Annotated in this window: 13 protein-coding genes and 1 pseudogene; 9 read left to right on the forward strand and 5 right to left on the reverse strand. The window is 70.6% G+C overall.

Annotated features, from left to right (window positions below):
- Together NRP21_RS14510 and NRP21_RS14515 are read left to right on the forward strand one after the other, a co-directional pair.
- Positions 1–1,317 (forward strand): cytosine deaminase, encoded by a 1,317-nt coding sequence (locus tag NRP21_RS14510; protein WP_257716928.1) that lies wholly within the window; start codon positions 1–3, stop codon positions 1,315–1,317.
- Between the two features lie 322 nt (positions 1,318–1,639).
- Entirely contained in the window at positions 1,640–2,425 is a 786-nt protein-coding gene (locus tag NRP21_RS14515) for a DUF3750 domain-containing protein (RefSeq protein ID WP_257716929.1), read from the forward strand.
- A gap of 22 nt (positions 2,426–2,447) precedes the next feature.
- On the opposite strand, the gene NRP21_RS14520 is transcribed toward NRP21_RS14515, so the two are convergent.
- On the reverse strand, positions 2,448–2,936 hold the full coding sequence (locus NRP21_RS14520) for a MarR family winged helix-turn-helix transcriptional regulator (protein WP_257716930.1): 489 nt from the start codon (positions 2,934–2,936) through the stop codon (positions 2,448–2,450).
- Positions 2,937–3,073: 137 nt separating this feature from the next.
- Here NRP21_RS14520 and NRP21_RS14525 point away from each other — a divergent pair, with 137 nt between their 5' ends.
- The 4 genes from NRP21_RS14525 (at position 3,074) to NRP21_RS14540 (ending at position 6,660) form a co-directional block, all read left to right on the forward strand.
- The gene (locus NRP21_RS14525; protein WP_257716931.1) at positions 3,074–3,793 is read left to right on the forward strand and encodes a class II aldolase/adducin family protein; all 720 of its coding nucleotides are present in this window, start codon (positions 3,074–3,076) and stop codon (positions 3,791–3,793) included.
- Positions 3,794–3,852: 59 nt separating this feature from the next.
- The gene (locus NRP21_RS14530) at positions 3,853–4,815 is read left to right on the forward strand and encodes a Bug family tripartite tricarboxylate transporter substrate binding protein (protein ID WP_257716932.1); all 963 of its coding nucleotides are present in this window, start codon (positions 3,853–3,855) and stop codon (positions 4,813–4,815) included.
- Between the two features lie 461 nt (positions 4,816–5,276).
- Positions 5,277–6,110, forward strand: a complete 834-nt coding sequence (locus tag NRP21_RS14535; protein WP_257716933.1) for a tripartite tricarboxylate transporter substrate-binding protein — start codon at positions 5,277–5,279, stop codon at positions 6,108–6,110.
- Positions 6,111–6,261: 151 nt separating this feature from the next.
- Positions 6,262–6,660, forward strand: a complete 399-nt coding sequence (locus tag NRP21_RS14540; protein WP_257716934.1) for a hypothetical protein — start codon at positions 6,262–6,264, stop codon at positions 6,658–6,660.
- A 49-nt stretch (positions 6,661–6,709) separates the two neighbouring features.
- Here NRP21_RS14540 and otnC read toward each other — a convergent pair whose 3' ends face one another.
- The 3 genes from otnC to NRP21_RS14555 form a co-directional block, all read right to left on the reverse strand.
- Positions 6,710–7,342, reverse strand: coding sequence for a 3-oxo-tetronate 4-phosphate decarboxylase (gene otnC, locus NRP21_RS14545; RefSeq protein ID WP_257716935.1), 633 nt, complete (start codon positions 7,340–7,342; stop codon positions 6,710–6,712).
- The gene (gene otnK / locus NRP21_RS14550; protein WP_257716936.1) at positions 7,339–8,589 is read right to left on the reverse strand and encodes a 3-oxo-tetronate kinase; all 1,251 of its coding nucleotides are present in this window, start codon (positions 8,587–8,589) and stop codon (positions 7,339–7,341) included. Before otnK ends, otnC begins: the two co-directional genes overlap by 4 nt.
- A 113-nt stretch (positions 8,590–8,702) precedes the next feature.
- A complete protein-coding gene (locus NRP21_RS14555) occupies positions 8,703–9,392 on the reverse strand; it encodes a FadR/GntR family transcriptional regulator (protein WP_257716937.1) in 690 nt (229 codons plus the stop codon).
- 158 nt (positions 9,393–9,550) lie between these two features.
- On the opposite strand from NRP21_RS14555, the gene NRP21_RS14560 reads away from it, so the two are divergent.
- From NRP21_RS14560 to otnI, 3 genes are all read left to right on the forward strand, one after another.
- Entirely contained in the window at positions 9,551–10,318 is a 768-nt protein-coding gene (locus NRP21_RS14560; RefSeq protein WP_257716938.1) for an HpcH/HpaI aldolase family protein, read from the forward strand.
- Between the two features lie 188 nt (positions 10,319–10,506).
- On the forward strand, positions 10,507–11,478 hold the full coding sequence (locus tag NRP21_RS14565; RefSeq protein ID WP_257716939.1) for a Bug family tripartite tricarboxylate transporter substrate binding protein: 972 nt from the start codon (positions 10,507–10,509) through the stop codon (positions 11,476–11,478).
- A gap of 62 nt (positions 11,479–11,540) precedes the next feature.
- Positions 11,541–12,308, forward strand: a complete 768-nt coding sequence (gene otnI, locus NRP21_RS14570; RefSeq protein ID WP_257716940.1) for a 2-oxo-tetronate isomerase — start codon at positions 11,541–11,543, stop codon at positions 12,306–12,308.
- A 571-nt stretch (positions 12,309–12,879) separates the two neighbouring features.
- On the opposite strand, the pseudogene NRP21_RS14575 reads toward otnI, so the two are convergent.
- Positions 12,880–13,060 (reverse strand): annotated as a pseudogene (locus tag NRP21_RS14575) (hypothetical protein); the annotation flags it as partial.

Raw genomic sequence — 13,060 nt, forward strand, 5'->3', positions numbered from 1 at the left:
GTGCCCGGCTTCCCCCCGATCCCCGCCGATGGCAGCGGGATGCTCCTCCACCGCGCCTCCGTCCCCGCAGCAATGCTGGAAGCCGATCTCGGCCCCGCCGACGCGGACGGCCTCGTCCTCGCCGACATCCGCATCGAGGCCGGTCGCATCGCCGCCCTCACCCCCGCCGCCGCCACGGCGCCGGAAGGCGCGCTGGACCTCGACCGCGGTCAGGTCTGGCCCGGCCTCGTCGATCCCCACGCCCATCTCGACAAGGCGCACATTTTCCCCCGCGCGGTGAACCCGGACGGCACCCACCCCGGCGCCGTAAAGGCCGTGGCCGAGGACCGCGCGGCGCATTGGAGCGCCGAGGACGTCCGCCGCCGCTTCACCTTCGCCCTGCGCTGCGCCGAGGCGAACGGCGTGGTCGCCATCCGCACCCACCTGGACAGCCACGGCCCGCAGGCCGCCCTCACCTGGCCCGTCTTCGCCGAACTGCGTGAGGAATGGCGCGGCCGCATCACCCTCCAGGCCGCCGGCCTCGTCTCCATCACCGACTACGCGGGAGAGGAGGGCGAGGCCCTCGCCGCCCGCATCGCCGCCACCGGCGGCCTCCTTGGCGGCAATACCCGCATCCCCGACGACAACGGCGAGAAGCTGGAAGCCTCCCTCGACGGCCTCTTCCGCCAGGCCATCAAGCACGGCCTCGACATCGACCTCCACGTGGACGAGAGCGGCGACCCGAATGCCGCCACCCTCGGCCCCATCGCCCGCGCCGCCCTCCGCCACCGCTTCCCCGGCCGCCTCACCTGCGGCCACTGCTGCAGCCTCGCCGTGCAGCCGCCCGACGTCGCCGACCGCGTGATGGACCTGGTGGCAGAGGCCGGCATCACGATCATCTCCCTGCCGCCCGTGAACCAGTACCTGCAGGACCGCGTGCCCGGCCGCACGCCGCGGTGGCGCGGCGTGACGCTCCTCCACGAGCTCCGCGCCCGCGGCATCAACGTGCTCATCGGCGGCGACAACTGCCGCGACCCCTTCTACGGCTACGGCGACCACGACCCGATCGAGACCTTCACGGACTCCGTCCGCATCGGCCACCTGGACAAGCCCATCGGCGACTGGCCCGCCGCCGTCACCGCCCGCCCCGCCGGCTGGATGGGCCTGCCCGACCACGGCCGCATCCGCCCCGGCACCGCCGCCGACCTCGTCCTCTTCCGCGGCCGCAGCATGGACGAGTTGCTCTCCCGCCGCCGTGGCCCGCGCATCGTCCTCCGCAACGGCCGCCCCATCCCCGCCGAACTTCCGGAATATCGGGAACTGGACGACCTTTTCTGACCTGTCCGGCCCCAAGGGGCTCCGCCCCTTGGATCCCCGCCAGGAGGCTCAGCCTCCTGGACCTGCATCGGGCTGCCGCGGGGACTGACTTGAAGCGCGGCGCCTGACGATCAGGACCCGATCCTGCCCTTGCAGTCGCCTCGGCTCCACGAGCCGAGGCGCACCGTCAGCGAAACGCAGACCAACTCCTAGAAAAGGATGATGGAGAGGGGTCCGGGGAGAGGAAGAATTCCTTCTTCCTCTCCCTGGCCACAGACCGTCCCCCACAGAACCAGCACGAACCTTGCGCCTCGCTGCACCGCAACAAACATGAGGACGGATCATGACCATCCTCAAAGCCGCGCTCTTTCTCTTCATCCTCCTCTACCTCGTCCCGCTCGGAGTCTCCGCCGCCCTCTACAAGGCCAGGGCGGCGGGCACGGACTGGTGGGCGGCGGACCGCTCCAGCGCCGGCCTCCTGCCGCCCGCCGCCCGCAATCCCGGCGCGGTGGTGCGCGTCTATGCCGCCCCAACGGTGCGCTGGCGCGGCATCTTCGCCGTACACTGCTGGATCGTCTTCAAGCCGGAGGGCGCGGCCTCCTACACCCGCTACGACTACACCGCCTGGGGCGACCCCATTCGCATGAACGGCTTCGCGCCCGATGGCCGCTGGTTCGGCCAGGCCCCGGAAACCGTCTTCGCCGCCGATGGCCCGGCCGCATCCGCCCTGATCCCGCCCATCCAGCAGGCCATCGCGGATTATGCCTGGAGCAACCGCGGCGACTACCGCGCCTGGCCCGGCCCCAACTCCAACACCTTCGTCGCGGCGATCATGGAGGCTGTGCCCTCCATCGGCCTCACCCTGCCGCCCAATGCCATCGGCAAGGACTACCCCCATGATGGCCGCTGGCTGCGCCTTACCCCCTCGCGCACAGGCTTCCGCCTCTCGCTCGGCGGCTATGCCGGCCTGACCCTCGCCTGGGTGGAAGGAATTGAGGTGAACATCCTCGGCGGCGTCGCGGGCCTGGACCTGCGCCGCCCCGCGATCAAGCTGCCCGGCCTCGGCCGCATCGGCATGCGCGGGCCGGAGGGCACGGGGAACCCGCCCCTGCCGGCGGAGGCAGGCTAACTCACGATCCGGCGGAGGCCGGCTAACCCGCCATTGCCCGCCGGATCGGCGCCGGCGTCACCTCGTTGTGCAGGTCCGCCAGTTGCGCGACCAGCCGCAGGAAGGTGGCCCGGTCCGCCGGGGAGAGCGGGGCGAGCAGCCTCTCCTGCACCCGCCGCACCGGCGCCTCCACCTTCCGCAGCAAATCCATGCCCGCCCGCGTCAGCCGCAGCCGCTTCGCCCGCCGATCCTCCGGCGCGGGCTCCCGGGCGATCCAGCCCTTCGCCTCCAGCCGCTCCAGCACCCCGCCCAGCGTCGAGCGGTCGAAGGCGATCAGCGCCGAGAGCCGCGTCGCATCCACCCCGGGATAGGCGCGGATGGCGAAGAGCGCGCTGAACTGCACGGAGGTCAGGTCGAACTCCCCCACCTCCTCCGCGAAGATGGCGCCCGAGATCTGCTGGGCGCGCCGGATCAGGTGCCCGGGCATCCCGTAGATCTCCTGCATCGGCCCGTCATCCTCGCTGTCCCTCAAGCCTCAGGCCTCCCTGGCGGTCACGGCGCTATATTGACGGCATACTGAAAGAACGCATACTGCCTTTCAACGAAACAAGTCCAAGGGAGCGGGATGGAGTGGGCCGTGCCCACCATTCCCCCGGGGGAGTCTGCGGCTTGAGCCAGGACCTGCACGCGCTGCTCGGTGATCTCGTGGTCGCCAACCGCATCCTCGCGAACGAGGGTGTCCTCGACGATTTCGGCCACGTCGCCGTCCGCCACCCCGGCCGCCCCGACCGCTTCTTCATCTCCCGCTCCCGTTCGCCGGAGATCGTCACGCGCGACGACCTGCTGGAGTTCACGCTGGACGGCGTGCCGGTCGATCCCAAGGGCCTGCGCCCCTACCTGGAAAGCGTCCTCCACGCCCGCATCTTCGCCGCGCGCCCGGACGTGAACGCCACCGTCCACCACCACGCCCCGGCCGTGATGCCCTACACGATCGTGGACGTGCCGTTGAAGCCGATCATGCACATGGCCTCCGTCCTCGGCGGCGAGGTGCCGGTCTGGGACAGCCGCGACGAGTTCGGCGACACCAACATGCTGATCGACGACGTCCCCCGCGCCGACAGCCTCGCCAAGGCCCTTGGCGGCGGCACCTGCGTGCTGCTGAAGAACCACGGCGCCGCCGTCGCCGCGCACTCCCTCCCCGCCGTCGTCTTCATCAGCGTCCGCATGAAGGACAATGCGGAGCTTCAGGCCCGCACCACCGCCATGGGAACACCGCGCTTCCTGACGGAAGGCGAGATCAGGCTGACGGCGGAGATGCTGATGGGCGAGCGCCCGCTGGACCGCGCCTGGTCCTACTACCGCGCCCGCGCCGGATTCGGCGGAATTTAACCGCACCGGCGCGAGAAGCCGGAAAGGCCCCGCGCCCAACTCCTCACCGGAGAACGTCCATGCGCCTACCCCGCCGCGCTCTCGGCGCCGCCGCCCTCCTTCCGCTTCTCCCGGTTGTCGCGCGCGCGCAGCGCCGCACCGTACGCCTCGTCGTCCCCGCCGCCCCAGGCGGCGCCATCGACGTGATCGGCCGCATCTACGCCACCCGCCTCGGCGACGTGCTGGACCAGACCTGGGTGGTGGAGAACCGCTCGGGCGCCAACAACACCCTCGGCGCCGCCGAGGTCGCCCGCTCCGCGCCCGACGGCACCACCCTTCTCGTCAACGCCGACATCCACATCATGGCCCGCCGCGTCATGCGCGCCGTGCCCTACGACCCCATTGCGGACTTCACCCCCGTTGCCCGCCTGGCCACCGCGCCCATGGTGCTCGTCGGCAATCCCCGCACCACGCCGGAAGGCGGCGTGGCTGCCCTCGTCGCCGCCATGAAGGCCCAGCCGGACAAGTTCCCCTTCGCCAACTCCGCCCTCGGCTCCATGGGCCACCTGGCGACGGAGAGCTTCAAACGGGAATCCGGCACCGAAGCCCTCATCGTCTCCTACCGCGGCACCGCCCCGGCCCTGACCGATGTCCTCTCGGGCAACACCGCGCTCATGGTCGCCCCGCTCGGCTCCGCCCTGCCCCATATCGAGGCCGGCCGCCTGCGCGCCTTCGCCATCATGGGCGCGAAGCGCTCCGACCGCGCCCCGAACATCCCCACCACCGCCGAGCAGGGCATGCCCGGCCTGGACTTCACCCTCTGGTACGCCGTCTGGGGCCCCAAGGGCCTGCCCGCCGCGGAGGCGGACCGCCTCAACGCCGCGATCCAGACCCTCTCCCGCGACCCGGACATCCGCGCCCGCATCGCCGACCAGGGCGCCGAGCCGGTGGCCGAGGACCGCGCCGCCTTCGCCCGCTTCATCGACACGGAATCCGAGCGCAACTCCCGGATCGCTCAGGTGGCAGGGATCCAGCCGGAATAGGCCGGCAGCCCAGGCGGGGAGGAGCTGCACGCTCCTCCACCGCCTGTGGGCGCCCGCATGGCCCCAGCGCTCCTCGCCGCTTTACCCCACGACGGGCACGGGCCCGCGAGGGCTCGCGCCCTCCTGGCTCATCGTTAGCCAGAACATCCCGCAGAATCCTCCCGCTGGCGGGCCCTCCCGTCCGGCTTGCACCAGCCGCCCCTTCCATCGGTCGCTCGACACTGCCGAGATTTTCCACCTAAGCTGCTTTTCAGAAGAATAGTCCCGGTGATCCGGCTTGCCTGGATCGTCAGGCCGAAACTGTGGAGGGGATCGTGCAAAGGCGACAGTTTCTGAAAGCAGCGGTGCTGTCCGGAGCGGCGGGCGGGCTGTGCGCGCCATCCGTTCGGGCGCAGGAGCCCTGGCCCAACCGGCCGATCCGCATGATCGTGCCATTCGCCCCGGGGGCCGCAACGGACTCGATGGCGCGCCTCGGAGCCCAGAAGCTCGGCGAGAAGCTCGGCGTCTCGGTGGTCGTGGAGAACCGGACGGGCGGGAACGGCATACCCGGCACCCAGGCCGTGCTCCAGGCGCCGGCCGACGGCTACACCATCATGGGCACGGCCTCCACCCACGCGCTGATGCGGCAGGTGCTGCGGAACGTCCCCTTCGATCCGCAGGCCGATTTCATCCCGCTGGCCCGGACCGCGCGCGGCCCGATGGTCCTGGTCACGAACCCCGGGCGGCACGAGAGGACGGTTGCGGAGATCCTGGCCGCGGCGCGCGCGAAGCCGGCGGCATGGAGCTTCGCGACCTCCTCCTTCGGCTCCGCGGGGCACCTGGCGACGATCGACCTCTGCCGCAGGGCGGGTACGGAGATCCAGATCGTGCCCTACCGCGGCACCGCCCCGGCGCTGACCGACATCTCCGCGGGCAATGTCCAGCTCCTGTTCGACTCGGCCTTCGCCCTGCTGCCGCAGAGCCGCGCGAACCAAGTCCAGGGCGTGGCGATCGCCACCGCCGAGCGAAGCCAGCTGGCCCCGGAACTGCCCACGGTCGCGGAGGCCGGCCATCCCGGCTTCGAGTTCTACTCCTGGTACGCCGTGATGGCGCCCAAGGGCACACCGCCGGAGATCGCGGCCCGGATGAACGCCGCGCTGAACGAGGCGATGGGCGACGAGGCGACGCGGCAGCGGCTGAACAGCACCGGGCTCGAGCCCTTGCAGGAGTCGATCGACGAGATACGGCAGGCCATCGCCGCCGAGGTCAGCCGAGGCGCCGAGCTGCTGCGGGTCGCCAACTATCAGCCCGAATAGGGGCCGTGCGCTGGACAGCTCCGGGCAGCAAGTCTTATGATAAGCATCTAACTTTCAGCCGCGCGAATGGCCGGGGCCTGCGGTCCGAACCCGGACCCGCCCTTCTCGCCGCCGGCCCACCACCGCACTGCACGCGAAGGAGCGACCATCCATGAGAGTCCTGCAGCGGGACGAGCTTCCGCAGGAGCCTCTGCCCGGCCGGGTCCTGCAACGGGCGATCGGCAAGAACTCCGCCTCGGCCAGCGGCAAGATGACCGTGTCCTTCTGCCACTACTCCCAGGAGAGCGGCCCGATGGAGCCGCACCACCACGCGGAGGAAACCGTCTACATCATCGATGCCAAGGACGGCTGGATCCGCAAGGGCCCGAGCAAGGACAACCTCAACGAGAAGGTGCCGGTCCAGAAGGGCACCATCCTGCACTTCGACGAGTTGGAGTGGCACGTCTTCGAGTACGGAGAGGGCGGCTTCATCGACGCCGCCTGCATCTACGGCCAGGTGGACAACATCCGGCCGGAGGACATCCAGGCCGAGAAGGGCGCTATGGCCTGAAGGAACCGGGGCGGCGCCCGGCCGCCCCCACCCGCTCATCGCGGCCCGATTACCCGAAGGTCTCCAGCAGATCATCGATCTGAGTGGGCGTCAGCAGGCGAGCCTGCTGGCCGCGCAGCATCAGCGCCAGGCGCGCCGCCTCCTCCAACTCCTCGGCGGCATAGACGGCATCGTCCAGCGACTTGCCGCTGACCACCGGCCCATGGTTGGCCAGCAGGGCCGCACGGCTGCCCCGCGCCGCCTCGGCGATGGCGGGCTCCATCGCCGCATCCCCGGGCCGGTAATAGGGCACGACCGGCAGGCTACGGCCGATCCGCATGACGAAGTAGGGCGTGAGCGGCGGGATGGGCGCCGTGTCGCCCGGCTCCGCGAGGCATGCGATGGCCGTCGCATGGGTGGAGTGCAGGTGGACCACCGCCCCGGCCTTGGGCCGCGCCTCCAGGAAGGCGCGGTGCATGAAAACCTCCTTGGACGGCTTGTCGCCGGAGACATGGCGATAGTCCCGATCGAGCTTGCTGATCCGGTCCGGCTCCAGCCTGCCCAGGCAGGAATTGGTGGGCGTCATCAGGAAGCCGTCGGGCAGGCGCACCGAGATGTTCCCGGCCGATCCAACGGAGTAGCCGCGCCCGAAGAGCAGGCGGCCATGGGCGCAGATGGCCTCGCGCAGCGCGTTCTCGTTCATGCTTCGAAGGCTTTCAGGAAGAAGTCGCGCGCGCCGAAGTTGCCGGACTTCAGCGCCAGCCTCAGCCCCGCCCCTTCGGCGTAGGTCCAGGGAACGCCGGGATCGATCTCGGCGCCGATGCGAAGCTGCCGCACCCCGAGCCGGGAGACCACCGCGCCGGAGGTCTCCCCGCCGGCCACCACCAGCCGCCTCGCGCCCAGGCCGACCAGCGCGAAGGCAACCTCCGCCAGCACGGTCTCCACCAAGGCCCCCGCGGCCTCGCGCCCGATGCGCGCCTGCAGCGCGGAAACGCGCTCGGGCGTGGAGGAGGCGGCGATGAGGATCGGCTCCCCACCGAGCCTGCCCTGCGCCCAGTCCAGCGCCTGCGCCGTCAGCGCCGCGGCGTCCGGGGTGCCCAGCGGATCCAGCTCCAGCGTCGGCATCCGGTCGCGCGCGAAGCCGATCTGGCCGAGCGTGGCGCGCGAGCAGGAACCGGCCAGCACCGCGGCATGGCCATCCACCTCCGGCAGGGCCGCCGCATCCGCGCGTTCGGGCAGCAGCCCCGCGGCCCGGAAGTTCGCGGGCAGGCCGAGCGCGACCCCCGAGCCGCCCGTGATCAGCGGATGCCCGGCCGCGGCCTCGCCGATGGCCATCAGCTGCGCATCGGTGACGGCATCCACGACAGCGTAGCGGCGCCCGCTTTCCTTCAGCCCGGTCATGGCGCGGCGAATGGCGGCCGGCCCCTGCTCCACCACCGCGAAGGGCACCAGCCCCACGGCGCCGTCGGTCTGGGCCCCCAGCACACGCAGCAGGTTCGGGTCACGCATCGGCGTCAGCGGATGGTTCTCCATCCCGCTCTCGCTAAGGAGCGCCCCGCCCACGAAAAGGTGGCCCTGAAAGACCGTGCGGCCATTGGTCGGAAAGGCCGGGCAGGCAAGCGCGAAGCCGGCGTCCAGGCGCCGCACGAGCGCGTCCGCCACGGGGCCGATATTGCCCTCCGGCGTTGAGTCGAAGGTGGAGCAGTACTTGAAGAAGATCTGCCGGCAGCCGGCGGCCAGCAAGGCCTCGCAGGCCGCCATGCTCTCGGCGACAGCCTCCGCAACGGGCGCCGTCCGGGACTTCAGGGCGATGATGACGGCATCGGCTTCCGGAAGGGCGCCCTGGGGAACGCCGATCACCTGCACGGCCGTCATGCCGCCCTTCACGAGGGTATTGGCGAGGTCTGTCGCGCCGGTGAAGTCGTCGGCGATGCAACCGAGCAATGGCACGGGCGAACTCCTTGAGCGCCGGGCAGCACAGGACGGGCCGAACTGCCCCCAAGTGCCGCGAGGATTCATCTGATAAGCATAAAAAACCCGAGACGGAAGTCTGTCTCCTGGCGCTACTTCGCCGCGCAGCGGCCCAGGCAGGCATCCATATGCGCCTCGGCCGCCTCACGCGCCGCATTCGGGTCGCCGTCGCGGATCGCCTTCAGGATCGCCGCGTGCTCGGCCAGGACCTGCTCCGCTTCCCACTTGCTGCCCTCCGGGCGCGACAACAGGACGCTGTCCCGGATGTGGTGCCCGAGGAAGGCGAAGAACTTCACGAACAGCTCGTTGTTCGTCGCCTGGGCGATCCCGCGGTGGAACTGCAGGTCCTCCTCCACCCCATTGCCGCCCGCCGCGATGGCCGCCTCCATCGCCTGGTGGGCCCGCCGCAGCTCCGCCACCTGGCCACGCGTGCCACGTGCCGCGGCAAGCCCGGCCGCCGAGATCTCCGCGCCCATCCGTAGCTCGAAGATCTTGCGCGCCGCATCCGGTCCGGCGCTCAGGACGGGTTGGATCCTGAACGGCTGGTTTGCGCTCGGCGCCGCCACGAAGGCACCCGCGCCCTGGCGCGTCTCGATCAGCCCCTCGGCCCGCAGGCTCGAGATGGCTTCCCGGATCACGGCGAGGCTGACCCCGTATTGCTCTGCAAGCTGCTGGCCTGTCGGCAGCCTGGTGCCGGGGGCAAGCCGCCCCTCGGTGATGTTGCGCGTGAGCGCCCCAACCACGTGATCGGTAAGGCTGGGCCTCGTAATGGTTTCAGCCATTCAGATTACGCCTCCCTCGGTATGGGCCACCTGCCCCAAGCCTAGCATATCCGCCCCGTCACGTCCCGCTCGGCTCCCGATTGTCAGGTTCAGAATTCTTATGATAACCATATTCCGATCGGGAGGTGACGGTAATGCGTGGAACTCGGCTGCGTCGGATGCTGCGCGCGTCGGAGCGCGCCCTGAACGGTTGGTCGGCGATCCCGAGCCCTTTCCTGGCCGAGGCCATGGCCCACCAGGGCTTCGACGCCATCACCCTGGACATGCAGCACGGGCTGATCTCCTACGACAGCGCGCTGGCCATGCTGCAGGCCATCTCCACGACGGATGTCACGCCGCTGGTGCGCACGGCGTCGCTCGATCCGGCCGCCATCATGAAGGTGCTCGACGCCGGCGCGATGGGTATCATCTGCCCGCTGATCGACAACGCCGCCCAGGCGGCCGCGCTCGTCTCGGCCTGCCGCTACCCGCCCGCCGGGGGGCGCTCCTTCGGCCCCACCCGCGCGCAGCTCTACGCCGGCGCAGGCTACATGGCCGAGGCCAACGACACGATCCTGGCCTTCGCCATGATCGAGACGGCGGACGGGCTGCGGAACCTGGATGAGATCCTCGCGGTCCCCGGCCTGGACGGCGTCTACATCGGCCCGTCCGACCTCAGCTTCACCCATGGGCACGACCCGGTGACGGGCCCTGATCACCCGGAGATGCTGGCCCGGATCGACGCGATCCGCGATGCCGCGCGCCGCCACGGCAAGTACGCGGCGATGCACAGCTCCGCCATCGACTACTGCGTGCGCATGTGGGACCGCGGCTTCGACATGGTCACCGCGCCGAACGACAACCGCCTGTTCGGCTTCGGCGCCGGGATGCTGATGGAGGCGATGGGGCGCAAGCCCGGCGCCCCGCAGCCCGCCTCCGGCTACTAGCCAGGCCCGCCACCGCGCCGGGGGTGTTCGGGGCGCCCGGCCGGTGCGCGGGGAGCCCGCGCGCCGCCTCAAGGCGGCCCCGCATCCGCGCGGCCCGATGAGCCCCGGAAGATCCTGCCGGGCGAGCCCCCGGGCTGAACGCGTACCCGGCCCGAGCGGGCCACAACTTGGGGAAGGAAGACAAGAAGATGATGATATCGCGCCGCGGCCTGGCCGCCGCTGCCCTGGGCCTTGCCGCCACGCCGGCCCTTGGCCAGGCATCCTATCCGAACGGCCCCGTCCGCATCGTCATCCCCTTCTCGCCCGGCGGATCGGCCGACGTCTTCGGCCGCCTGATTGCCGAGCACCTGGGTAAGACCTTCGGCAAGCCCTTCGTCTGCGAGAATGTCGGCGGCGCCGGCAGCACGCTCGGCATCGGCCAGGCGGCCCGCGCCAACCCGGACGGCCAGACCATCGGCTTCGGCTCCATCTCCGGCCTGTCCATCATCCCCGCCTTCGGGAACATCCCCATCACCTACAAGGTCGATGAGCTGATGCTGCTCGGTCAGGTCACGGCCATCCCCAACGTGCTGGCGGTGAACCCCAACACGATCAGGGCCCGCAGCGTGCCGGACCTCATCGCCCATCTGAAGGCGAACCCGGGCAAGGTGACCTACGGCACGCCCGGCGTCGGCACGAGCCAGCACCTCGCGGCCGAGCTGTTCCAGGCCATGACCGGCACCTCCATGGTGCATGTCCCCTATCGCGGCTCCGGCCAGATGGTGGTGGACCTGCTGAGCGGCGCCGTGGACCTGTCCTTCGACAACATCCCGCTGCTCATTCCCTATGTCGCGGACAAGAAGCTCGTCCTGCTCGGCAGCGCGACGAAGGACCGCCCGGCCTTCGACGCCAACCTGCCCGCCATCGCCGAGTTCCTGCCGGGCTTCGAGGCGGTCGCCTGGCACGGCTTCTTCCTGCCGAAGGGCACCTCGCCGGAGATCGCGAACCGCCTCTCGGCCACCATCATCGACTTCATGAGGCAGCCCGGCACGGTGTCCCGCTTCGAGGAGCTCGGCGCGACGGCCGTCAGCACCAGCCCGGCCGAGTTCACCGAGTTCGTGCGCCACGAGACGGCCCGCTGGGGTAGGCTCATCGAGGAGCGGAAGATCCAGCCGAACTGATCGCCCCGGGCGGGAGGCCCGAAGGCCCCCGCCCGCCTCGCGACACGCTACCAGGAGACATCATGCCCCGCTTCGCCGCCAACCTGACCATGATGTTCAACGAGTGGGCCTTCCTGGACCGCTTCGACGCGGCCGCGGAGGCAGGCTTCACCGCGGTCGAGTTCCTGTTCCCCTACGACCATGAGCCGGAGGCGGTTGCGGAGCGCCTCCGCCGGAACCTGCTCGACCTCGCCCTCTTCAACCTGCCGCCGGGAGACTGGACGGCGGGCGACAGGGGCCTGGCCGCCCTTCCGGAGCGCCGCCGAGAGTTCGAGGCCTCCCTCGACAAGGCCCTGCCCTACATCCAGGCCACGGGCCTCCGCCGGGTCCATCTCATGGCCGGGCTGGCGGACCCGGCAGCCGCGGCGAGCGCCGAGGCATACCGGTCCGCCGTCCGGCAGGCCGCTGCCTTCCTGGCCCCGCACGGCGTTGAACTGGTCATCGAGCCGATCAACGGCCGCGACATGCCCGGCTACTTCCTGAACGACGTGGATGCCGCGGCCCGCCTCATCCGGGATCTCGCGCTGCCGAACCTGCGCCTGCAATTTGACATGTACCATTGCCAGATCATCCACGGCGACGTGACGACGCGGCTGCGCGCGCTGATGCCGCTCATCGGGCACGTGCAGGTCGCCTCCGTCCCCTCCCGCCACGAGCCCGACAGGGAGGAGCTCAACTACCCCTTCCTCTTCGCGGAGCTGGACCGGCAGGGCTACGGCGGCTTCGTCGGATGCGAGTACCGCCCGGCCGGAAAGACGCTGGACGGGCTCGGCTGGTTCCGGGGCCGCTGACAGGCTCCGGCGCCGCTGCCTCGGGCAGGAAGGCGCGGCCGGCCATCCCTCGTGATGTTGCGTTGCACCATTTTACTTGCAGTCAACGCTCAAGGGCGTATGCTTGTCCTCGGCGGGCACGATTTGCCCGCCATTCTTGGACGTTTCCTCCCTAAACTCGGCGGTGCCCTCGGGCGCCGCCTTCTTTTTTTGGCAGGTCTCCTGGCGTGCCCAGACCAGCTTGGCGCTGGCTACCGGGGTGCCCCTAGGATCCCCACCCGCTCCACGATCCGGCGGAGGGCCGCAACCCCGTCCAGCTCCCGCCTGGCTTGCCCGGTACGCCCCTCCCGCATGGACCGCCGGCACTCCTCAAGAAGCCGCCTGATCATCCTCTCCAGCACATCCGTTCCGCCGTCCACCATCACTTCCTCCATGGCCCGCGGGCCATCCCCAGGCCTGTAACGCACGGGATGGGCGCGTCGCTGCGGGCCTGGGGCGGCAATTCCCGGCCGGGGCGTAGATCCCCGCCCGCTCGCCCCTCCCCCAATCCCGTCGTGGCGTGGTCCGGGCCGGGCGGCCCGGACCTGGGATGCTAGGCGGCCGTGCGATCCTGGCGAGAGGCGGAGGTGCTGGCGAGGGCGATGCTGGCCAGGGCCAGTGGCGCGAAGGAGAGCCAGAGGACTGTGTTCCACCCGTAGGCGGTCAACAGGCCGCCGGAGAGGAAGGACCCGAAGGCCATGGTCCCGAACACCGCGAAGTCGTTGAGCGACTGC

Origin of the sequence: Roseomonas populi (assembly GCF_024594815.1) — a bacterium.
Classification (GTDB): Bacteria; Pseudomonadota; Alphaproteobacteria; order Acetobacterales; family Acetobacteraceae; genus Roseomonas; species Roseomonas populi.